Source organism: Mycobacterium sp. pV006, from assembly GCF_041287115.1.
In the GTDB taxonomy this organism is placed as follows: Bacteria; Actinomycetota; Actinomycetes; order Mycobacteriales; family Mycobacteriaceae; genus Mycobacterium.
Genome location: NZ_JBGGKT010000004.1, coordinates 254,980 through 274,756 on the forward strand (window position 1 = coordinate 254,980; position 19,777 = coordinate 274,756).

At 68.5% G+C, this 19,777-nt stretch carries 19 protein-coding genes and 1 pseudogene; 14 read left to right on the top strand and 6 right to left on the bottom strand.

The genetic code is table 11. The features are described from left to right. Position 1 precedes the first annotated feature (1 nt). The 4 genes and pseudogenes from ACAG25_RS08990 to ACAG25_RS09005 form a co-directional block, all read left to right on the top strand. A pseudogene (locus ACAG25_RS08990) lies at positions 2 to 358 on the top strand (adenylate/guanylate cyclase domain-containing protein); the annotation flags it as partial. Between the two features lie 120 nt (positions 359 to 478). After that, positions 479 to 1,327 (top strand): SMP-30/gluconolactonase/LRE family protein, encoded by an 849-nt coding sequence (locus tag ACAG25_RS08995; protein ID WP_370488002.1) that lies wholly within the window; start codon positions 479 to 481, stop codon positions 1,325 to 1,327. Positions 1,328 to 1,448: 121 nt separating this feature from the next. Beyond that, positions 1,449 to 1,715, top strand: a complete 267-nt coding sequence (locus tag ACAG25_RS09000) for a hypothetical protein (protein ID WP_370488003.1) — start codon at positions 1,449 to 1,451, stop codon at positions 1,713 to 1,715. A 191-nt stretch (positions 1,716 to 1,906) separates the two neighbouring features. After that, on the top strand, positions 1,907 to 2,524 hold the full coding sequence (locus ACAG25_RS09005) for a GNAT family N-acetyltransferase (RefSeq protein ID WP_370488004.1): 618 nt from the start codon (positions 1,907 to 1,909) through the stop codon (positions 2,522 to 2,524). A 5-nt stretch (positions 2,525 to 2,529) separates the two neighbouring features. Here ACAG25_RS09005 and ACAG25_RS09010 read toward each other — a convergent pair whose 3' ends face one another. Together ACAG25_RS09010 and ACAG25_RS09015 are read right to left on the bottom strand one after the other, a co-directional pair. Beyond that, positions 2,530 to 3,576 (bottom strand): NAD(P)-dependent alcohol dehydrogenase, encoded by a 1,047-nt coding sequence (locus ACAG25_RS09010; protein WP_370488005.1) that lies wholly within the window; start codon positions 3,574 to 3,576, stop codon positions 2,530 to 2,532. A gap of 175 nt (positions 3,577 to 3,751) precedes the next feature. After that, positions 3,752 to 4,015, bottom strand: coding sequence for a hypothetical protein (locus ACAG25_RS09015; protein ID WP_370488006.1), 264 nt, complete (start codon positions 4,013 to 4,015; stop codon positions 3,752 to 3,754). Positions 4,016 to 4,287: 272 nt separating this feature from the next. Here ACAG25_RS09015 and ACAG25_RS09020 point away from each other — a divergent pair, with 272 nt between their 5' ends. From ACAG25_RS09020 to mddA, 4 genes are read left to right on the top strand one after another with little or no spacing between them, the layout of a single operon-like run. Then, positions 4,288 to 5,343 (top strand): 3-deoxy-7-phosphoheptulonate synthase, encoded by a 1,056-nt coding sequence (locus ACAG25_RS09020; RefSeq protein WP_370488007.1) that lies wholly within the window; start codon positions 4,288 to 4,290, stop codon positions 5,341 to 5,343. A 59-nt stretch (positions 5,344 to 5,402) separates the two neighbouring features. Further along, the gene (locus tag ACAG25_RS09025; protein WP_370488008.1) at positions 5,403 to 6,152 is read left to right on the top strand and encodes a hypothetical protein; all 750 of its coding nucleotides are present in this window, start codon (positions 5,403 to 5,405) and stop codon (positions 6,150 to 6,152) included. Positions 6,153 to 6,189: 37 nt separating this feature from the next. Continuing rightward, on the top strand, positions 6,190 to 7,731 hold the full coding sequence (locus ACAG25_RS09030) for an HD domain-containing phosphohydrolase (RefSeq protein WP_370488009.1): 1,542 nt from the start codon (positions 6,190 to 6,192) through the stop codon (positions 7,729 to 7,731). A gap of 1 nt (position 7,732) precedes the next feature. Continuing rightward, on the top strand, positions 7,733 to 8,545 hold the full coding sequence (mddA, locus tag ACAG25_RS09035) for a methanethiol S-methyltransferase (RefSeq protein ID WP_370488010.1): 813 nt from the start codon (positions 7,733 to 7,735) through the stop codon (positions 8,543 to 8,545). Here the strand turns inward: mddA and ACAG25_RS09040 are convergent. Beyond that, positions 8,470 to 8,760 (bottom strand): WhiB family transcriptional regulator, encoded by a 291-nt coding sequence (locus tag ACAG25_RS09040; RefSeq protein WP_370488011.1) that lies wholly within the window; start codon positions 8,758 to 8,760, stop codon positions 8,470 to 8,472. The two genes, mddA and ACAG25_RS09040, sit on opposite strands and share 76 nt — an antisense overlap. Before the next feature lie 392 nt (positions 8,761 to 9,152). On the opposite strand from ACAG25_RS09040, the gene ACAG25_RS09045 reads away from it, so the two are divergent. The 3 genes from ACAG25_RS09045 to ACAG25_RS09055 all read left to right on the top strand — a co-directional run bounded on the left by ACAG25_RS09045 (position 9,153) and on the right by ACAG25_RS09055 (position 11,816). After that, a complete protein-coding gene (locus ACAG25_RS09045; RefSeq protein WP_370488012.1) occupies positions 9,153 to 9,947 on the top strand; it encodes a hypothetical protein in 795 nt (264 codons plus the stop codon). A gap of 125 nt (positions 9,948 to 10,072) precedes the next feature. Beyond that, entirely contained in the window at positions 10,073 to 10,651 is a 579-nt protein-coding gene (locus ACAG25_RS09050) for a sigma-70 family RNA polymerase sigma factor (RefSeq protein WP_370488013.1), read from the top strand. Then, entirely contained in the window at positions 10,644 to 11,816 is a 1,173-nt protein-coding gene (locus ACAG25_RS09055; protein WP_370488014.1) for an anti-sigma-D factor RsdA, read from the top strand. Before ACAG25_RS09050 ends, ACAG25_RS09055 begins: the two co-directional genes overlap by 8 nt. An 11-nt stretch (positions 11,817 to 11,827) precedes the next feature. On the opposite strand, the gene ACAG25_RS09060 is transcribed toward ACAG25_RS09055, so the two are convergent. After that, positions 11,828 to 12,232 carry a DUF5319 domain-containing protein gene (locus ACAG25_RS09060; protein WP_152515842.1) on the bottom strand — a complete coding sequence of 135 codons (405 nt, stop codon included), beginning with the start codon at positions 12,230 to 12,232 and terminating at the stop codon, positions 11,828 to 11,830. A 145-nt stretch (positions 12,233 to 12,377) separates the two neighbouring features. On the opposite strand from ACAG25_RS09060, the gene guaB reads away from it, so the two are divergent. Beyond that, the gene (gene guaB, locus ACAG25_RS09065) at positions 12,378 to 13,931 is read left to right on the top strand and encodes an IMP dehydrogenase (protein ID WP_370488015.1); all 1,554 of its coding nucleotides are present in this window, start codon (positions 12,378 to 12,380) and stop codon (positions 13,929 to 13,931) included. A gap of 38 nt (positions 13,932 to 13,969) precedes the next feature. After that, complete coding sequence (locus ACAG25_RS09070; protein WP_370488094.1) at positions 13,970 to 15,097, top strand: GuaB3 family IMP dehydrogenase-related protein; 1,128 nt, start codon at positions 13,970 to 13,972, stop codon at positions 15,095 to 15,097. Here the strand turns inward: ACAG25_RS09070 and ACAG25_RS09075 are convergent. Continuing rightward, complete coding sequence (locus ACAG25_RS09075) at positions 15,081 to 15,698, bottom strand: TetR family transcriptional regulator (protein ID WP_370488016.1); 618 nt, start codon at positions 15,696 to 15,698, stop codon at positions 15,081 to 15,083. The genes ACAG25_RS09070 and ACAG25_RS09075 overlap by 17 nt on opposite strands. An 88-nt stretch (positions 15,699 to 15,786) precedes the next feature. On the opposite strand from ACAG25_RS09075, the gene ACAG25_RS09080 reads away from it, so the two are divergent. Next, a complete protein-coding gene (locus tag ACAG25_RS09080) occupies positions 15,787 to 17,523 on the top strand; it encodes an FAD-dependent oxidoreductase (protein ID WP_370488017.1) in 1,737 nt (578 codons plus the stop codon). Here ACAG25_RS09080 and ACAG25_RS09085 read toward each other — a convergent pair. Further along, on the bottom strand, positions 17,487 to 19,727 hold the full coding sequence (locus tag ACAG25_RS09085) for a sensor histidine kinase (RefSeq protein WP_370488018.1): 2,241 nt from the start codon (positions 19,725 to 19,727) through the stop codon (positions 17,487 to 17,489). The two genes, ACAG25_RS09080 and ACAG25_RS09085, sit on opposite strands and share 37 nt — an antisense overlap. Positions 19,728 to 19,777 lie beyond the last annotated feature (50 nt).

A 19,777-nucleotide genomic window follows, 5' to 3' on the forward strand; every position in this document is an offset into this window, starting at 1 on the left:
GGCTCCCTCAGCCGATGCCGCGGTGAATGTCGCCGTCGCGATTCAGCACCGTGTTGCGCGACAATTCGGTGCAGCGGTGCGGATCGGGATCGGGATCAACACAGGTGAGGTGATCGCGGGCACCATCGGCGCAGCGGGCAAGCTGGAATTCACACTGATCGGTGACGCCGTCAACGTCGCCGCCCGCGTCGAACAACTCACCAAGACCACCGGTGACACCGTCCTCCTCACCCAGAACACCGTCGACGCGCTCACTGCTCGACCGGGACTCGTGGACCGGGGGACGCACGCACTGAAGGGCAAGTCCGCCGACGTGCGGATCTTCGGCCTCGCGTCAGAAGCGTTCACCGGCGAGTGATGGACCGTGCCCGGCGCGGAGTAAGCCGCGAAATTGGTGATGTGCGTACGTAGTCGGCACATCAGCAGATCCACGTGAAAACGGTGGCTCACCGGCTTCCATCGGAGGAGCATGTGAGACGTGATCGCTGTCAGAGACGTTGAGCCGACGCCATTCATCGATGGCTTCGTCTACGGCGAAGGTCCGCGATGGCACAACGACCGGCTGTGGTTCACCGATGGACCGGCAGGCCGGGTGTACTCGGTAGGGGATGCTGGTGATCTTGTGGTGGAGGCCGAGGTCGAGCACGCATCCGGATTGGGCTGGCTGCCCGACGGGACGCTCGTGGTGTCCGCCCTCTTCGCGCCCAAGATCTACCACGTCGACGCGCAGCGGAAGATTGCAGCGACGTACGACGTCAGCGACCTTGCGTGGTCAACGAACGACCTGGTCGTCGCCCCCGACGGTCGTGGATATGTCGACCTGTATCAAACAGGCGGGACAGCAAGGGAGTGCGCGATCGGCCTTCTCGACTCTGGGGGAGCAGTGCAGGTTGTGGCGACCGGTCTCACCGTTCCGAACGGTCTAGCATTCCTGCCCGGCAGGTCGACCCTCGTTGTCAGCGAGACGTACGGGTCGCGCATTCTTGCGTTTGCGATCGAAGACAACGGAAGTCTGGGCTCCCCAGGCGTATTCGCCGACCTCGGTGAGGACCGGCATCCTGACGGCCTCTGCGTCGACGTTGAGGGCGGTGTGTGGGTGGGCTGCTACGACACCGGTGAGTTCCTCAGAGTCATTGCAGGCGGAACCATCACACATCGTGTTGTGATCGACGGTGGCTGGGCTGTCGCACCGGCGCTTGGCGGATCCGACGGGCGCACGCTGTACATGGTGGTCGATGAGACCAGTCAAGAGGGCCTGGTGAAAGGCGAATCTGCAGGACGAATGATGCAGGCACGCGTGGAAGTGCCGGGCTCGGGATCGCCCTGAGGGCATAAACACGTTCGATATCCGCAGGGGCGCCACCTGCACCTACATCGCCATCACCGGCAGGTTCTGGTCTGTCGGTGCGCTTGTTCAGTAGGGTCGCAGTGTCACGAGAGAGGAATTCATGAAGCTGAACCACGTTGTTGCAGGAACGGTCCTGGCCTTGGGGCTGGGTGCGGGAAGCCTCGTGGGGGCGAGCGCAGCGGGCGCCGCGCCGGTCGGTCCGGGCGTGGGCTTCGCCGAGAAGCCCCACCACCATCACGACTGGAAGCACCCCGGCAAGGGACCCCGTCACGCGAAGTGGCGCGGCGGTGACGTCGTGCGCGGCGTCGACGCGTGCATCTCGGCGACCAGCCCCACTGGAAACGTCAGCGGCTTCGTCTGCATTTGATTCTCGGCGGTTCTGCCGACCACGAAGCGCCCCCGGATCCTTCGGACCGGGGGCGCTTCGATGTCGCAGACCGTCGTCCGCGGTTCCGTTTGAGCCGGAGGTGTTCTCGATCAGGCGGCCAGCGGATCTTGTCAGCGGTCCGCGGCTTTGTTTGGATCGAGGGGTCAACGGTTTGTCTGTGGGAGGTCGTCATGGCCGGACCGGACGTAATGAATGCCCACCGCGCACAGCCGGACGAGCGGTCGCAGGCCGTCTCGGCGTTGTGCGGCGCCTTTTTCGATGACCGGATCTACCGATGGGTGGTCCCCGACGATGCCCGGCGCCGCCGGAGCGCAACGGTCTTCTACTCGCGGCTGGTCGAGGCGTGCTGGATCCATGGCGGCGTGTACGTCGCCGGCGCGGGTGCCGGTGCGGCACTGTGGGTTCCGCCGGACAGGACGCTGGTACCTGCTGAGAAGGCCGAGGCGTTCAACGGCGAGCTGATCGACAGTGCCGGGGATGCCGCGTCGTCGGCGCGGATGGCGCAGCTGTTCGCCATGCTCGACGACAACCATCCCGCAGACCCCTGCTGGCACTTGCTGTTCATGGGTGTCGAACCGGACGCGCAAGGTCGCGGAATCGGCGGCAGTCTGCTGGCCGCGGTGCTTCCCCAAGCCGATCGCGAGGAGGCTCCCGCGTACCTCGAAGCGTCGTGTCCGGAGAATGAACGGTTGTACGAACGCCACGGATTTGAGACACAGCGTGAGCTGACGGTCGCTGATTCGCCGGTCATCTACGCCATGTGGCGCGTCCCGTCAGGTAGTCGGTAGGCGGCTCACGGCACCACGACGGCGCGTCCGCGCACCTTTCCCTCGGCCAGGTCGCGGTACGCCTGCGCAGCATCGTCGAGCGAATAGATCGTCGACTCGACGTGCACCAGTCCGCGGGCTGCCAGAGTCATCAGCTCGGCGAGTTCCACCCGCGATCCCCAGTAGGTCGTCTGGATGCTCACCTCGTAGGGCTGGGAGAAGAACGACAGCGGCACCGACCCGCCACCGATACCCACGATCGTCACGTCACCCAAGGGTCGTGCCGCCGCCCGCGCGAGGTCGATGGTCTGCTCGGCGCCGACGAAATCCAGGAGCACGTCGGCGCCGCGGCCGCCGGTGAGCTCCCGGATCGCCCCGGCGGACTGGTCACCGGAGAGCACCACGTCGTCGGCGCCCATCCGGGTGGCCAGATCGAGCGCGTCCTGCCGGCTGTCCACGGCGATCACCCGGGCCGCGGTCGTCGCTTTGACCAGCTGCACTGCCAGATGGCCGAGGCCACCGACGCCGATCACCACGACGGTCGAGGTGGGCGTCATCTTCGGCCACGACCGGCGGATGGCGTGATAGGGGGTCAGGCCGGCATCGGTCAGCGCCGCCGCGGTCGCCGGATCGAGTGACTCCGGCAGCCGCACCAGCGACCTCGCCGCCGGCACCAGCAGATACTCGGCCATGCCGCCGTCCATGCCGAGCCCACCGCCGCCGCCGAGCACCGGCGCCGAGAGCGGGTCCTCGCAGTAGTTCTCCGCGCTGAGCGCACACCGCTCACACCGCCCACACCCCCACGGCCCGTACACCGCGACCGCGTCGCCCTCGGCCACGGACACGACGCCCTCGCCGACCGAGTCCACCCAGCCGGCGTTCTCGTGTCCGAGGGTGAACGGCGGTGTCCACGGCATCATCCCGCCGTCGAAGTCGTGCATCAGGTGCAGGTCAGAGTGGCAAGCGCCCGCCCCGCCGATCTTCACGACGACCTGGCCCGGACCGGGCGTGGGTTTGGGCACCTCGACGAACTCCGGCTCGCTCTTCCAGTTCGTCAGCCTCAGAGCCTTCATGGCGTCCCCTTGGGTCGTGCGACTGGTGTCGCTGATGGTAGGACGCGAACGTCCGGTATGAAGGGTTCTGCGTTGGCCTTTCGTCTCAGCCGTCTCAGCTATTCACGTTTTGCAGGCAGTTACTCGCACATTCCGTGCAGAACGTTGATGTCTGTGGCGCGACGGGCTGATGTGACTAACCCGGCTTCCCGGCGGGGTCGATCGGCGTGTAGGACAGCACCCCGTCGAGCTCGTTGCGCCAGGCCAGACCCATCCGCACCAGCTCCTCGGCGGCCTCGGTGTGTTCGGCCGGCACTTCCGGTTCGTGGGCGATCACCTCGGCGGCGGCGTGATGACGCGCGTCGGTGCGCGCGTCGGCCTGCACGGCCGACAGCCACCGCTGCCGCGGTTCCGCCTCGTTGCCGGGATCGTCTGCGGGGTTGTCCGGTGCTTCACTCATACCTTGTCGATTAGACCCTTGTCGGGCCGACGAAACCGACCGATTCGGCAGCCGATTTTGCCGACGATCGCGGCTCGGTATAGCCTGTCGCCGTGACCGTCGGTATGTGTGCCATGTATTGGCGCTTTATCAAGGCTCCGGGCGGAGCCGATAAAGCGCAGCACTAAGCACGCATCCACCCGGAGCCCAGGCAGTGACCAACAGGTCGCTGCCTTTCGCCATTAAAGGGCACCGGAGAGGCAGGTGCCCGTCATCAGGAAGGCACCTCAACCATGAATCTGGCGCAGATCGCCACCCCGCCCGCCACCTCGGACCGGCGCATCCGGCGATTCACCGAGATTCCCAGCCCGCACGACGTCCTCACCGAGTTCCCGCTGGGCGCCCGTCGGGCCGAGCGGGTCGCGCGGGACCGCGACGAGATCGCCGACATCCTCGCCGGCCGCGACGACCGGCTGCTCGTCGTGGTGGGCCCGTGCTCGGTGCACGACCCGGCCGCCGCGCTGGACTACGCGAGCCGGCTGGTCAAGGTGGCCGACGAACTCGGCGACCGCCTCAAGATCGTCATGCGCGTGTACTTCGAGAAGCCGCGCACCACGGTCGGCTGGAAGGGTCTGATCAATGACCCGGGGATGGACAACACCTTCGACGTCGCCCGCGGCCTGCGGATCGCGCGTCAACTGCTCCTCGACATCATCGACATCGGCCTGCCGGTCGGTTGTGAGTTCCTCGAACCCAACAGCCCGCAGTACATCGCCGACGCCGTCGCGTGGGGTGCGATCGGAGCACGCACCACCGAGTCGCAGGTGCACCGGCAGCTCGCGTCGGGGTTGTCGATGCCCGTGGGCTTCAAGAACGGCACCGACGGCAACATCCAGGTCGCCGTGGACGGCGTGAAAGCCGCTGCCGCAGAACATGTCTTCTTCGGTATGGACGACATGGGCCGCGGCGCGGTGGTGAACACCGAGGGCAACGAGGACTGCCACGTGATTCTGCGCGGCGGCACCGACGGCCCCAACTACGCCGCCGAAGCCGTCACCGCGACGGCCGCCAAACTGGCGGACGCGGGTCTGCCGGCCCGCGTCGTGATCGACTGCAGCCACGCCAATTCCGGCAAGGACCACGTCCGTCAGGCGGTGGTGGCCGGCGAGGTGGCGCAGATGGTGCGCGACGGTCTCCCGGTCAGCGGGGTGATGCTGGAGAGCTTCCTGGTCGCCGGAGCGCAGGCACCCGAGGCGCAGCCGTTGACCTACGGGCAGTCGGTCACCGACAAGTGCATGGACTGGGCGGCAACCGAGTCGGTGCTGCGGGAACTGGCTCGCCGCGACTGATTCGAAGTTGAGGCATCCGCCTCATGTGAGAGGGGGTTCGTGACCGCCACGCTGGGGTCATGAATACCGATCACACCCCCCGCTCTGCTGCCACCGACGTCGCTGACGCGCCGATACTGCCCACCGGACCCGACGAGACCGTCACCGGCTTCGGGGTGATGGGCTTGCCCTTCGCCAGTGGGCACTATTTGGCGTACCGCGACTTCCCGGCCGCGTCGTTCGTTCCCGGCGCGGCCGGGTACCGCTCGGTCTGGCACCGAGACCCCGGTGGTGCGTGGACGTTCTACGCCACCACCCCTGCCGAACACAGCTGTGCCCGCTACTTCAGTTCGGCCACGTCCAACGGCGCGGTCGAGTGCCCGATCGAGCTCACCTGGACCGGCGATTACACGCTGGCGATCACGATCCCCGACATCCTGGACTGGACTGTCGAACTGCAGAACACCGCATCGACGCGCCTGATGACCGCAGTCGCCACGCGGCTGCCCGACGGGGTCTGGACGAGGACGGGTGCGTTGGGCGCCATCGGACGTGTCGCCGGCACCGTGTTGGGTGCCGGACAGGTGCGCCTGGCCGGAACCATGCCCAACGGCCAGCATTTCCGCATCGCGCCGCGGCGGATGTGGGCGGTTCGTGCCAGCCGTGCGCAGCTTCGGGGCCAGGACCTCGGGACGGTGGCGCCGCTGCCGGATCAGGCACGCCTCGGCGACTTCCGGGCGCCGCAGCGGGGCCTGGCGGTGGTGGCCCAGGGTCGCTTCGACGCGTTCGACCCGACACGGCACCGCAGCGCGGCCGATCTGGCGACTTGACATGTCCACGGCCGCTTCGAGGCGCACACTCGAACCGATGAACGCGGCAGGCCCGACGAGGGCCGAGTTGCTCGCGGCCCTGTCGGTGGCCGTGGACCTCGGCTTGGGTCAGCCCGCCGAACACATGCTGCGCTCTGCGCTGATCGGCACCAGGATCGCCGACCGGCTGGGGCTCACCCGGGCGCAGCGGGACTGCGTCTACTACACCGCGTTGCTCATGTGGATCGGCTGCCATGCCGATTCCCACGAGTACGCCGGATGGTTCGGCGACGACATCGCGGTGCGCCGCGACTCCTACGCCGTCGACTGGTCGGGTCTGCCGTATTACCGGTTCATCCTCACCAATATCGTTCGGGGACAGCCGTTGTCCCGGCGTCTGCTCACGGTCGCTTCGTTGCTGACCGGCGCCCGGGCCCAGCTGATCCGCCTGATCCGTTCGCACTGCGCTTCGGCGGCGTTGCTGGCCGACCGGATGGGCCTGGACGCCGACGTCCAGCACGCGCTGGGATTCACGTTCGAACGCTTCGACGGCAGCGGGTTGCCCCACGGTGCGGCGGGCGACGACCTGCCGATCGCGATCCGGGTCGCGCAGCTGTCGGACATGGTGGAGGTGCACCATCGGACACTCGGGTTACCCGGCGCCCTCGCGATGGTCCGAGCCCGACGGGGCGGGCAGTTCGACCCCGCGGTCGCCGATGTCTTCCTCGACGGCGCCGAGCAGATCCTGGCGGGGCCGGGCGCCGGTGACAGTTGGGACGTCGCACTGCACGAGTCACCGGACCGGCACGACCACCTCACCGGTCCGGCACTCGACGCGTTGCTACAGGCCCTCGGCGAGTTCGTCGACCTGAAATGCCCCTTCACCCTTGGTCATTCCGGTGCCGTCGCGGAGCTGGCCGCCGGTGCCGCGGTCGCCGCCGGACTGGATGAGGACGCGGTCACGACACTGCGTCGCGCCGGCCACGTGCACGACCTGGGCCGCATCGGGGTGTCGAACAGGGTGTGGTCCAAGGCGTCGGCGCTGACCGCCGGCGAATTCGAGCACGTCCGGCTGCATCCCTACCTGACGGTGCGGATCCTCAGCCGGACAAGAGGTTTGGCCGACGTGGCCGAACTGGCGGGCAACCACCACGAATGCCTGAACGGTTCCGGATACCCGCGCGGGTTGGCGGGGCCGGCGCTGGGCATGTCCGACCGGATCCTCGCCGCCGCCGTGAGCTACCAGGCGGCACTGGAACCCCGACCCTACCGGGCGGCGCTGACGGCCGAGGGGGCCGCGCACCGCCTCACCGAGCGGGTCCGGGCAGGGGAAGTCGACGAGACCGCCGCGAACGCAGGGCTGTCGGCCGCGGGCCGGCCCACGGCGCGCGCCCGGTCCCGACCGGGCGGGTTGACCCCCCGCGAGATCGATGTGCTGCGCCTGGTTGCGCGTGGCGCATCCAACAAGGAGATCGCCGCGACCCTGGTGATCTCGGAGAAGACGGCGCGCAACCATGTGGAACGGACCTACAGCAAGATCGGCGTGTCCAACCGCATCGGCGCCAGCATGTACGCCCTGCAGAACGGACTGGTGAACTGACATGTCCACAACCATCGGCCGCGCAGCGGCCCTCATCTACGGAATCCTCTGCTATGCAGCCTTTCTCGTTGTCTTCCTGTACGCCATCGGATTCGTGACCGGTATCGGGGTGCCCCGCACCGTGGATCACGGCATCGATTCCTCGGTGGCCGAAGCGATCGTCGTCAACCTCGGCCTGTTGGGTGCTTTCGCCATTCCGCACAGCGTGATGGCCCGCCCCGGGTTCAAGAAGCGGTGGACCAGGATCGTGTCACCGGCGATCGAACGCAGTACCTATGTGCTGGTGTCCAGCGCTCTGCTGGGCCTGTTGTTCTGGCAGTGGCGCACGCTGGATGCGACGGTGTGGCATGTCGGCCCGCCCGCAGTGCGGGCGGCGATCTGGGTGGTCGCCGCGGCCGGCTGGGTGACGGTCGTGGCGTCGACCTTCATGCTCAGCCATTTCGAACTGTTCGGTCTGCGGCAGGTGTTCGACACGTGGCGGTCAGGAAAGCCCCACGGTGAGAACCATTTTCGGACGCCACTGCTGTACCGGTTGGTGCGCCACCCGTTGATGCTCGGGTTCGTCGTCGCGTTCTGGGCCGCGCCGACCATGACGGCGGGCCACCTGCTGTTCGCGGCCGCAAGCACGGCCTACATCTTGGTGGCGCTGAGGTTCGAGGAACGCGACCTGATCGCCACGCTCGGCGACCAGTACCGCCGATACCGTGGCGAAGTGCCCATGTTGATCCCGCACCCGACTCAGGCGCTGCGGCGGAGTCCCCGCTTGAGCAGCAGTTCCCGTTCGGACTCGCTCAGCCCGCCCCAGATTCCGTAGGGCTCACCCACCGACAGTGCGTGGCTGCGGCACTGCGTGATCACCGGGCATTGCCGGCACATCTCCTTGGCGCGCATCTCGCGCTGGGCGCGGGCACGTCCGCGTTCCCCGTCGGGATGGAAGAACATCGAGGAATCGACACCCCGGCAAACGCCGTGCATCTGCCAATCCCACACATCGGCATTCGGGCCCGGCAGTTCCTGCGGCTGTGGCATGGGAAATCCCCTCTCTGTCCACCCATTTCGCGTACGCAATTAACGCGTGAGTTGAAGATGAAAACCGAGCACAGTCGCCGATGACCACTCGTGCACACAACGTAGAAGGGCTTCGGATTTTCCGTCAATACCGTGGGTGTGTGCGTAACCGCATATCCGCAGGCAGAAAATTTACCTCACGTTCATCATTGCGAAGTTTGCGCGTCGAGTTCAGTGCTAGGACGGCTGATCCACGAGGTCGCCGTGAAACTGTTTCCGCTGTTCAATTCGACATGCGTCAGGTGGGTCGACGAGGGCGGGTGAATAGTCGTCAACACTGCTGTAACACGGGCTCCACGAATTGTTAACTGACGTATCGCGAAATTCTCGGGGACTGATAGCGTCGCGACCCGATGAGTACCGCCGACACCGCCGTTCTCACTGACGCGGCGTTCGGCCGTACACCGGGAACATGGCCGCTTCCGGCCGCGCGCACCGCGCACGAGCACTGGTTGCGGGCGGTGGCGGCGGCCGGGCAGGGTCGTTACAGCAGCGCCCTGACCGACCTGGCCACCCTCCTGCGGTGGGCGCCCCACGGACCGCTGGCCTCGCTGGCCCACAGCACCCGCGCGTCGTTCGTTCGTCAACTCGGCTGGCACGACGTCGCGCGCGGATTCGATGGGCGTGCGTGGGCCCTCTCCGGCGGGGAGGGGGAGGCAGCCGGCGACGCCCTGGTGGGATTGGCGGCCGACGCGCTCGGGGTCGGACGGTTCGACGCCTCCGAACGTGCGTTGGCGCGCGCCGCCGAGATCGTGGGGGAATCCGATGTCGCACGACTGCCGGTGCGGCTGGCGTGGGTGTCGGCCGAGCTGGCGATGTTCCGCGGTGACGGCGCCCGGGCGGTGACCTTCGCGCAGCACGCGGTGGAACTCGCCGGGACCACGGGGTCGGTGCGCCACGACGTCAAGTCCCGGGTCGTTCTGGCCGCGGCGCACTGCAGCGCCGGGGACCTGGAGAGCTCGCGGAAAGTGGGCGACGCCGTCCTGGCCGACACCGACGACTCGGGGTTGGTGCCGCTGCAGTGGGCGGTGGCGAGTCTGCTGGCCGACATCGGTAGCAATGAGTACACCGAGGCGCAGGTCACGACGATTCGTGACCGGGCCGCAACCTCCGTGACCAGATGGGGCGGCGTGTGGCGCCCACGGTAACGAGGTTGCGGGCATTACGGTCGTTATTGTTTAGCTGAGCCGGCACCGATCTGGTGCCGACCGACACAGCCACCTCGCCTCCGGGACGAGTGTGTCCCGCAGTAACGCTGGAGAAACCTCGCACGATGACAATTTCGGGAGAACGTCTCGATGATGTCGTCGCTGCGGCGGTAAACGGCAGTCGAGACGCCCTCCAGGAGGTGCTGAAGACCATCCGCCCCCTCGTCGTCCGGTACTGCCGGGCGCGGGTGGGAACCGCGGAGCGCAGCGGTCTCTCAGCTGATGACGTTGCTCAGGAGGTGTGCTTGGCTGCCATCACGGCGCTGCCGCGTTACAAGGATCAGGGACGACCGTTTCTGGCCTTCGTGTACGGCATCGCAGCGCATAAGGTTGCCGACGCACATCGGGCGGCCGCTCGGAACAAGTCCGACCCGATGGACGTCGTCCCGGAGCGTTACTCCGGTGAGGCGGGGCCCGAGCAGATGGCCATCGACTCCGAGTCCGCGGCCCGCATGAACGCGTTGCTGCAGATCCTGCCGGAGAAGCAGCGCGAGATCCTGATCCTGCGTGTCGTGGTCGGGATGAGTGCGGAGGAGACGGCCGAGGCCGTCGGGAGCACCGCGGGCGCTGTCCGCGTCGCCCAGCACCGCGCGCTGGCGCGGTTGAAGTCGGAGATCGCGACGACGGGACGCGACTATGCCTGACTTCGGACGTTTCGGCGCCAACGGGGGCGACCCGTCGCTCAACGACATCCACCGCACCGACCAGTTCCTCGATGCGCTGGCCGGGCAGCAGCCCGTGTACGCCACCGACCGTGAAGAAGCCGAGCTGGCGCAGCTGCTGGGGGGCTGGCGCGACGATGTGCGCCAGACCCCGGTCGGGACCGTGCTGTCCCTCGACGACGCTGTCGCCGCCCTGAACAAGACCACTTCGCCGGGCCGGCGGCGACGGCTGTCGCTGGCCGTGGTCGGTTCGGCCGCCGCGGCGGTGCTCTGCCTGGGCGGTTTCGGCGCGGTCGTCGCCGGCTCCGGTCCGGGTGACGCGCTCTACGGGATGCGCACGATGTTCTTCGGCGACCAGGGCCCCTCGGTCCGCGACGACGCGGTGACGCTGGCTGCCCAGACCGAGATGCAGCAGGTCGCTCAGCTCATCGAGCAGGGCGACTGGGACGGCGCCAAGGCCAAGCTGGAGGCGGTCACCACCACCGTCGCGACGGTCGGCGACGCCGAGACCAGGGAAGAACTCGTCACGCAGTGGCAGGAGCTCACGGTCAAGGTCGAGGCGCAAGACCCTGCGGCCACCGTGCCGCCGGGTGCCCCGCTGCCCACGTTCCCCGACGTTCCCGTGGTGGTCGACCCGGACGCCGTGTCGGTCACCGCGCCCTCGGAGGTGCCGGCGACCACCGTGACCAGCGAGCCGGCGGAGACCGCCGAACCGTCGACGACGACCGAACCCGGGGAGACCACGGCACCGTCGGAAACCCCGGCCCCGTCGTCGGAGACCACGGCACCGTCACAAGCCACGCCGACCTCGTCGGCTGCGCCCTCGCCTACCACCTCGGTGGCGGCTCCGTCGTCGACTCCGGCACCGACCTCGTCGGCCGCGCAGGCTCCCACGTCGACGGTGGTCGAGCAGTCCTCTGCGGCGACGAGCGCGCCGCCGCCGTCACCGACGAGCGCGACACCGGCACCCACCTCGGCGACGAGCAGGGCGGCGGTCACGACACCGACACCGACCCCGACACCGCAGCCCACGGCGACCACACCGGCGCCGACCACCACTGTTGTCGAGGAGGAGGTTGCGCCGTCACCGACATCGGCGGTGGCGCCGACCACCACGACCACGGTGGTGCCGGAAGGGGAGGGCTGACCCGAGCGGGATCAGCGGTAGCCGTCGGACTCCGATGCGGCTTCGTTGAGTGAGGCGTCGGCGTACCCGCGGCAGTAGTCCCAGGTGACGTAGGCGTCCGGTTCCGGGTCATACGCCGGTTCGTGGGGCCGCACGGTGCCGTCGACCAACAGCTGCAGCAGGTTGGCCCGCAGCATGTCCCAGTCGTGGTAGTGGTCCTGCTGGCATTCGTCACAGCAGACGACGAGGCCGCGAATTCCCTTGTGCGCCAACAATGCTTCGTAGACCGCGAGATCGGCCAGGTCGGCTTCGACGGCGATCCGCTCCTGCGGATCCAGCGGCTGACCGGGCTCCAGGGCGTCGAGAGCGGCCGAGGGATCGCTCGGGTCGTCGGCGAACGGATCAGGCGGCAGGCCTGGTGGCAGGTGGTCTCGCACGCCATCAAGACTACGCAGCCCCTCGCACATAGGCCAGCGCACGCCCGGCACGCCGTGGTCACCCCGAACGGCGGCCGCACAGCCGATAAGATGTGGCTTCAGGTCGCATATGGGCCTGCTGCACTGTCTCTGGAAGGCTTCCCCGATGTCGATCGCCGAAAGCAGCATCCCCATCGCCGTTCCGGTGTCCACGGGCGGCGATGATCCCACCAAGGTCGCGATGCTCGGGCTCACGTTCGACGACGTGCTGCTGCTGCCCGCCGCTTCCGATGTGATCCCGGCCACGGCGGACACCTCGAGCCAGTTGACCCGTCGGGTCCGGCTGAAGGTCCCGCTGGTCAGTTCGGCGATGGACACGGTCACCGAGTCGCGGATGGCCATCGCGATGGCCCGCGCCGGCGGCATGGGCGTGCTGCACCGCAACCTGCCCGCCGCCGAGCAGGCCGGCCAGGTCGAGACGGTCAAGCGCTCCGAAGCCGGCATGGTCACCGACCCGGTCACCTGCTCACCGGACAACACCCTGGCCGAGGTCGACGCGATGTGTGCCCGGTTCCGGATCTCGGGTCTGCCGGTCGTCGACGCCGACGACCAGCTCGTCGGGATCATCACCAATCGCGACATGCGCTTCGAGGTCGACCAGAACAAGCGGGTCGCCGAGGTGATGACCAAGGCGCCGCTGATCACCGCGCAGGAAGGGGTGTCCGCCGAGGCCGCGCTGGGGCTGCTGCGCCGTCACAAGATCGAGAAGCTGCCGATCGTCGACGGCCACGGCAAGCTCACCGGCCTGATCACGGTCAAGGACTTCGTCAAGACCGAGCAGTTCCCGCTGTCCACCAAGGACTCTGACGGTCGACTGCTGGTCGGCGCGGCCGTGGGCGTCGGTGAGGACGCGTGGTCGCGCGCGATGATGCTCACCGATGCCGGGGTGGACGTCCTGATCGTCGACACCGCCCACGCCCACAACCGCGGTGTGTTGGACATGGTGCACCGCTTGAAGAAGGCCGTGGGGGACCGCGTCGACGTCGTCGGCGGCAACGTCGCGACCCGCGCGGCCGCACTCGCCCTGGTCGAGGCCGGTGCGGACGCCGTCAAGGTCGGGGTGGGGCCCGGGTCGATCTGCACCACCCGGGTGGTCGCCGGGGTCGGTGCCCCGCAGATCACCGCGATCCTGGAGGCCGTTGCGGCGTGCAAGCCGTACGGCGTGCCGGTGATCGCCGACGGCGGACTGCAGTACTCCGGCGACATCGCCAAGGCGCTGGCCGCTGGCGCGTCCACCGCGATGCTGGGGTCGCTGTTGGCCGGCACCGCCGAATCTCCGGGCGAGTTGATCTTCGTCAACGGCAAGCAGTTCAAGAGCTATCGCGGCATGGGGTCGCTGGGCGCGATGCAGGGTCGCGGCGCCGCCGGCAACCTGCGCGGCTCGTACTCCAAGGACCGCTACTTCCAGGACGACGTGCTCTCCGAGGACAAGCTGGTCCCCGAGGGCATCGAGGGCCGGGTTCCCTACCGGGGCCCGTTGTCGACGGTCATCCACCAGCTCGTCGGCGGACTGCGCGCCGCGATGGGCTACACGGGCTCACCGACCATCGAGGCGCTGCAGCAGGCGCAGTTCGTCCAGATCACCGCGGCCGGTCTCAAGGAAAGCCATCCCCACGACATCACGATGACCGTGGAGGCCCCCAACTACTACACCCGCTAGGGTCTTGCGGGGCTGAAGGGGAGCGACGAATGCGCGACATGGTGGAAATCGGCATGGGCAGAACCGCCCGCCGCACTTACGAACTCGACGACATCAACATCGTCCCGTCCCGGCGGACCCGTTCCTCGAAGGACGTGTCGACGGCGTGGCAGCTCGACGCGTACCGGTTCGAGATCCCGGTGGTCGCCCATCCGACCGACGCGCTGGTCTCCGTCGAGTTCGCCATCGAGATGGGCCGCCTGGGTGGACTCGGGGTGCTCAACGGCGAAGGTCTGATCGGCCGCCACGCCGATGTCGAGGACAAGATCGCCCAGGTCGTCGCCGCCGCCGAGAATGACGCCGACCCGTCGGCGTCCACCCGGCTGCTGCAGCAGCTGCACGCCGCGCCGCTGGATCCCGAACTGCTGGGCGCCGCGGTCGCGCGTATCCGCGAGGCCGGCGTCACCACCGCGGTGCGCGTCAGCCCGCAGAACGCGCGTGCCCTGACCCCCGCGCTGGTGTCGGCGGGGGTGGAGCTGCTGGTCATCCAGGGCACCATCATCTCCGCCGAGCGGGTGGCGCAGAACAGCGAGCCGCTCAACCTCAAGACGTTCATCTCCGAACTCGACATCCCGGTCGTCGCCGGCGGCGTGCTGGACCACCGCACCGCGCTGCACCTGATGCGCACCGGCGCGGCCGGCGTCATCGTCGGCTACGGCTCGACCGAGGGGGCGACGACGTCGGACGAGGTGCTGGGCATCAGCGTGCCGATGGCCACCGCGATCGCCGACGCGGCCGCGGCGCGGCGCGAGTACCTCGACGAGACCGGCGGCCGCTACGTGCACGTGCTCGCCGACGGAGACATGCACACCTCGGGTGACCTGGCCAAGGCCATCGCGTGCGGCGCCGACGCCGTCGTGCTCGGCACCCCGCTGGCCTCGGCGGCCGAGGCGCTCGGCGGCGGCTGGTTCTGGCCGGCGGCCGCGGCGCACCCGTCGCTGCCACGCGGGGCGCTGCTGCAGATCGCCGCGGGGGAGCGCCCGTCGCTCGACCAGGTGCTCAACGGTCCGTCCGACGACCCGTTCGGGTCCCTGAACCTCGTCGGCGGGCTGCGCCGCTCGATGGCCAAGGCCGGCTACTGCGACCTCAAGGAGTTCCAGAAGGTCGGGCTCACCGTCGGGAGTTGACCGCCGGCTGCAGGCTGCGCAGCGTGCGGACCAGGTAGTCGTCGATCAGTCTCTTGCGGGCCTGTGAGTCGTCGACGGTGATCAGCAGCGCGTAGAGCCCCAGCAGGAAGTAGATCGCGCTGTTCATCGGCGTGACGTCTTCGCCGATCTCACCGCGCTGCCGGGCCTGCTCGATCTGCTCGGCGACCAGCACGATCAGCGGATGATCGTCGCTTTCCCCGTTGTCGCCGCTCACGGCGGTCGGTGGTCGGGTGGGTGAGAAATGCAGCGCCAGAAAGTCTTTGAACAACACCACACCGAGTCGGCGCTCCAGGCCGAGGATCAGGCGCACCGCCTCCTGCAGCGCCGCGGGCAGGTCATCGGTGGTCTTGGTGAAGGTCGCGAACCGTTTGGCGATCCGCGCCTCCTCGCGGTGCTCGAGTTCGAGCAGCACGTGTTCCTTGGTGGGGAAGTGGAAGAAGAAGGTGCCGTGGGCCACCCCGGCGGCCGACACGATCGTGGCGACGTCCGCCTCGGCCATGCCCGCGCGTTTGAACTCCGCGATCGCGGCGCCGAGCAGTCGCTCGCGGGTCTGCAGCCGCTTGGCCTCACGCGTCGTCATTCCGTTGACCACAGTGCCCGACCCTATCGTCTGGTGAGTTCGCCCAAGGCAGTGGCAAGTTACCCGGCGGTAAGTTCATACTGGTCAGATGAAGACTGACTACGACGTCATCGTCATCGGCTCGGGGTTCGGCGGGAGTGTGACCGCGTTGCGGCTCACCGAGAAGGGCTACCGCGTGCTCGTGCTGGAGGCCGGGCAGCGTTTCGCCGACCACGAGTTCGCCAAGACGTCGTGGGATCTGCGCAAGTTCCTGTGGGCGCCGCAGTTCGGGATGTACGGCATCCAACGCATCCACCTGCTCGACAACGTGATGATCCTCGCCGGAGCGGGCGTCGGCGGCGGTTCGCTGAACTACGCCAACACGCTCTATGTGCCGTCCGACCCGTTCTTCAACGATCCGCAGTGGCGCGACATCACCAACTGGCGCGACGAGTTGCTGCCGCACTACGACCAGGCGCAGCGGATGCTCGGCGTGGTCACCAACCCCACGTTCACCGACGCCGACCGTGTTCTCAAGGAGGTCGCCGAGGACATGGGCGTCGGCCACACGTGGGTGCCCACCCCCGTCGGGGTGTTCTTCGGTCCCGACGGAACCAAGACTCCCGGCAAGACGGTGCCCGACCCGTACTTCGGCGGTGCTGGACCGGCCCGCACCGGCTGCATCGAGTGCGGATCGTGCATGACGGGGTGCCGCTTCGGTGCGAAGAACACCCTGCTGAAGAACTACCTCGCGCTGGCCGAGAGCGCCGGGGCGCAGGTGCTGGCGATGACCACGGTCACCGACTTCAGCGAACGCGCCGACGGCGTCTGGCAGGTGCGCACCGTGCGCACCGGCAGCCTGCTACGCCGGCACCGGCCCACGTTCACCGCCCAGCACGTCGTCCTTGCCGCCGGCACCTACGGCACCCAGAAGCTGCTGTTCAAGATGCGCGATACGGGTCGCCTGCCCGACATCTCGGACCGGCTCGGGGTGCTCACCCGGACCAACTCGGAGTCGATCGTCGGCGCAGGCCGGCTGAAGGTGGGTGACGACCTCGACCTGACCCGCGGGGTGGCGATCACCTCGTCGATCCACCCGACCTCGGACACCCACGTCGAGCCGGTGCGCTACGGCAAGGGATCCAACGCCATGGGGCTGCTGCAGACCCTGATGACCGACGGCGCCGGACCCGAGGGCACCGACGTGCCCCGCTGGCGCCAGATCTTCCACATTGCGCGCGAGGATCCGAAAGGCACACTGCGCCTGCTCAACCCGCGCCGTTGGAGCGAGCGCACCATGATCGCGCTGGTGATGCAGAACCTCGACAACTCGATCACCACATTCACTCAGCGCACCCGGCTGGGTTTCCGCCGCTACCGCAGCACCCAGGGCCACGGTGAGCCGAATCCGTCGTGGATCCCGGTCGGCAACGAGGTGACCCGCCGGATCGCCAAGAAGATCGACGGCGTGGCCGGCGGCACGTGGGGAGAGTTGTTCAACATTCCGTTGACCGCGCACTTCCTCGGCGGCGCGGCCATCGGTGACAGCGCCGAGACCGGCGTCATCGACCCGTATCACCGGGTGTACAACTACCCGACGCTGTCGGTGGTCGACGGTGCGGCGATCTCGGCCAATCTCGGTGTGAATCCGTCGCTTTCGATCACCGCGCAGGCCGAACGGGCCGCGTCGCTGTGGCCGAACAAGGGTGAGCAGGATCTGCGGCCCGCGCAGGGCGAGCCCTACCGGCGTCTGGCGCCTGTCCCGCCGGCGCACCCGGTGGTGCCCGCCGACGCACCCGGGGCGCTGCGTCACCTGCCGATCGAATCCGCCACGTCGGCGGGCTGACCGGCGGGTCGGGGTTCCAGTGGCCGGCGGATCAGGCACCACACGTGATCTTCGTCGACCACCATATCGGCGCCGTCGTGGAGATGATCGTCGGTGGCGGTGCCGCGGTCGCAGACGACGCTGACCTCCAGTACCTGCCCGGTGCATGACACCACCACGCGCGCACGGCTTTCGGCGTGGTCGAGAAGGCCCGCCACAGCGGCTGTCACCGCGTCGATGTGCGTGTCGTCCACGTCGGGCAGCGACCCGATGACGTCGACCGTCACGTCGATGTCGCGGCCTTCGGCCGCATCGACGAGGGGACGGATCGCCTGCATCAGCGGATGGGCGAAGGTACCGGTCTGCTCGAACAACGCTCGCAGACGGCGGCATTCGGCCCGCGCGCGCGATCGGGTGTCCGCGTCGATCACCTGCGCGCACGCCAACGACTCCAGCAGCGGAACCACGCGATCGACGATGTCGGCGTAGCGGCGCTGGTATTCGACACGCAGGGCCGCGGCCACGCGTTCGCGGGCCAGGATGTCGTGATGGGCCCGGGTCTCGGACTGGGCGGCCGTGGCGGCCTGACGCATCAGGTCGTTGAACACCAGCGCGAACAGCTGGACTCCGAGGATGCTCGCGGTGCCCAACCCGATGTTGACCAGCGCCGCCCCCGTCGGGTCCTGCCACAGCACCACCGCATTGCCGACCACCCAGTACCCCACCAGGATGGCCGCGCCCATCCGGACGGGGAGGGACAGCAACAGCGGCAGCACGCACCAGCCGATCCCACTCTGGGCCCAGTGGGCATATCCGAGGACCGAGCCGCCGTGCACCGACAACGGTTGGACGACGGCGACGACCAGCAGAGCGGCCGCGGCCGGCCCGATCAAACGCGTTCGGCCCCATACGATCGACGGAACCGCGGCCGATGCGGCCACCGCGGCCAGGATGCCGAGGGCGGTGTTGAGACCCGGGGACGTGGCCGCCGCGGCCGGCGGCACGGTGACCAGCAGGTTGATCACCGCGTAGGCCGTCAGCGCCAACCCGTACCGGGTACGGGCCGGCACGACCAGCGCGTCGGTCTCACCGCGCCGATCGTCGGGTTGCTGGGTGAGCCAGGAGAGTTCCACGGTCGTTCCGCGCTGCGGCCGGGAGGTGATCCGTGCGTGACCGCCCGATCGTTGCATCCGGCCCAGCACCGATTCGCGCAACCCGTGCCGGGACGAGGGCGCGTCGGCGTCGAACCCGCGGCCGTCGTCACTCAGGCGGACCATGGTGTCCGACACCGTGATCCGCAGCCGGTCGGCGCCGGCGTGGCGGTCCACGTTGGTCATCACCTCGCGGGCGGCCGCGATCACCGGTTGCGCCGTGCGCCCCGGCAGCCAGAGCCGGTCGTGTCCGTCGAATTCCACCGGAGTCGTGAGATGTTCGGCGCATTGCCGCAACGCGCCGACGAGATTGACCCAGGGTGGCGGCGCCGCCCACGTCTTCTCGCGGAGCAGGGCCAGATCGCGGCGGGCCTGTGCCGCCACTCGCTGGGGGTCCAGGGCCGTGCCGTGTCCGACCATGAGCAGCGTGGAGGCCGCGGTGTCGTGCAGCAGGGCGACCTGTTCGTGCTCGTAGTCGCGGACCGCGTCGTTGACCTGCCGAGCGAGGTCGGCGTTCTCGCGGTCGGTGCGTACCTGATCCACCGTCGTGGCCACGCCCAGGAGCATGAGGCGGATCACCGACGCCGTCGCCCACTGCAACGCGAAGTAGTACAGCGCGGTCACCGACGAGACGTCCTGCCAACCGGTCACGCCTGCGGTGCCGACGGCGTAGCACGCCGCGACACCGAGGGTCAGCACCAAGCTCACGCGCGGGGCCACCGATACCGAGATGCTCACCACCGCGGTCCCGGCGATCGCCTGGGGAGCGCTGTTGGACAGGTGAAATCCCGGGTCGGCCACCAACAACGGCAGACTCGCGCAGATCGCCAGCACCAACACGTAATCCACGGCCAACCATCCGGCGGCCCGGGACCGGGTGCAGAGCCGATAGGCAGACCACGCCGCGAGCACCGCCAGCAGCACCCGCCCGAAGGGCGAGGCGCCGGAACCCGGGTCGGCCAGCGCGATCAACGACACACCCACGTTGACCGAGTTGCGCATCAGCAATCCGACCGTGGCTGCGCGCGCCGACATCTGCCGTCCGAACGCATCGGTCGTGCCGTACGTCGCCACGGTCCCCCCGCCGTCGTCGATGCTCCCTCGGCGATACGTTATCCCGTCGC

Excerpts from the sequence above, each read along its gene's own strand:
- ACAG25_RS09000 (WP_370488003.1), top strand. The coding sequence starts at position 1,449 with ATGAAGCTGAACCACGTTGTTGCAGGAACGGTCCTGGCCTTGGGGCTG.
- ACAG25_RS09005 (WP_370488004.1), top strand. The coding sequence starts at position 1,907 with ATGGCCGGACCGGACGTAATGAATGCCCACCGCGCACAGCCGGACGAG.
- ACAG25_RS09025 (WP_370488008.1), top strand. The coding sequence starts at position 5,403 with ATGAATACCGATCACACCCCCCGCTCTGCTGCCACCGACGTCGCTGAC.
- ACAG25_RS09050 (WP_370488013.1), top strand. The coding sequence starts at position 10,073 with ATGACAATTTCGGGAGAACGTCTCGATGATGTCGTCGCTGCGGCGGTA.
- ACAG25_RS09040 (WP_370488011.1), bottom strand. The coding sequence starts at position 8,760 with ATGCCACAGCCGCAGGAACTGCCGGGCCCGAATGCCGATGTGTGGGAT.
- guaB (WP_370488015.1), top strand. The coding sequence starts at position 12,378 with ATGTCGATCGCCGAAAGCAGCATCCCCATCGCCGTTCCGGTGTCCACG.
- mddA (WP_370488010.1), top strand. The coding sequence starts at position 7,733 with ATGTCCACAACCATCGGCCGCGCAGCGGCCCTCATCTACGGAATCCTC.
- ACAG25_RS09080 (WP_370488017.1), top strand. The coding sequence starts at position 15,787 with ATGAAGACTGACTACGACGTCATCGTCATCGGCTCGGGGTTCGGCGGG.
- ACAG25_RS09055 (WP_370488014.1), top strand. The coding sequence starts at position 10,644 with ATGCCTGACTTCGGACGTTTCGGCGCCAACGGGGGCGACCCGTCGCTC.
- ACAG25_RS09075 (WP_370488016.1), bottom strand. The coding sequence starts at position 15,698 with ATGACGACGCGTGAGGCCAAGCGGCTGCAGACCCGCGAGCGACTGCTC.
- ACAG25_RS09070 (WP_370488094.1), top strand. The coding sequence starts at position 13,970 with ATGGTGGAAATCGGCATGGGCAGAACCGCCCGCCGCACTTACGAACTC.
- ACAG25_RS09045 (WP_370488012.1), top strand. The coding sequence starts at position 9,153 with ATGAGTACCGCCGACACCGCCGTTCTCACTGACGCGGCGTTCGGCCGT.
- ACAG25_RS09030 (WP_370488009.1), top strand. The coding sequence starts at position 6,190 with ATGAACGCGGCAGGCCCGACGAGGGCCGAGTTGCTCGCGGCCCTGTCG.
- ACAG25_RS09020 (WP_370488007.1), top strand. The coding sequence starts at position 4,288 with ATGAATCTGGCGCAGATCGCCACCCCGCCCGCCACCTCGGACCGGCGC.
- ACAG25_RS09015 (WP_370488006.1), bottom strand. The coding sequence starts at position 4,015 with ATGAGTGAAGCACCGGACAACCCCGCAGACGATCCCGGCAACGAGGCG.
- ACAG25_RS09010 (WP_370488005.1), bottom strand. The coding sequence starts at position 3,576 with ATGAAGGCTCTGAGGCTGACGAACTGGAAGAGCGAGCCGGAGTTCGTC.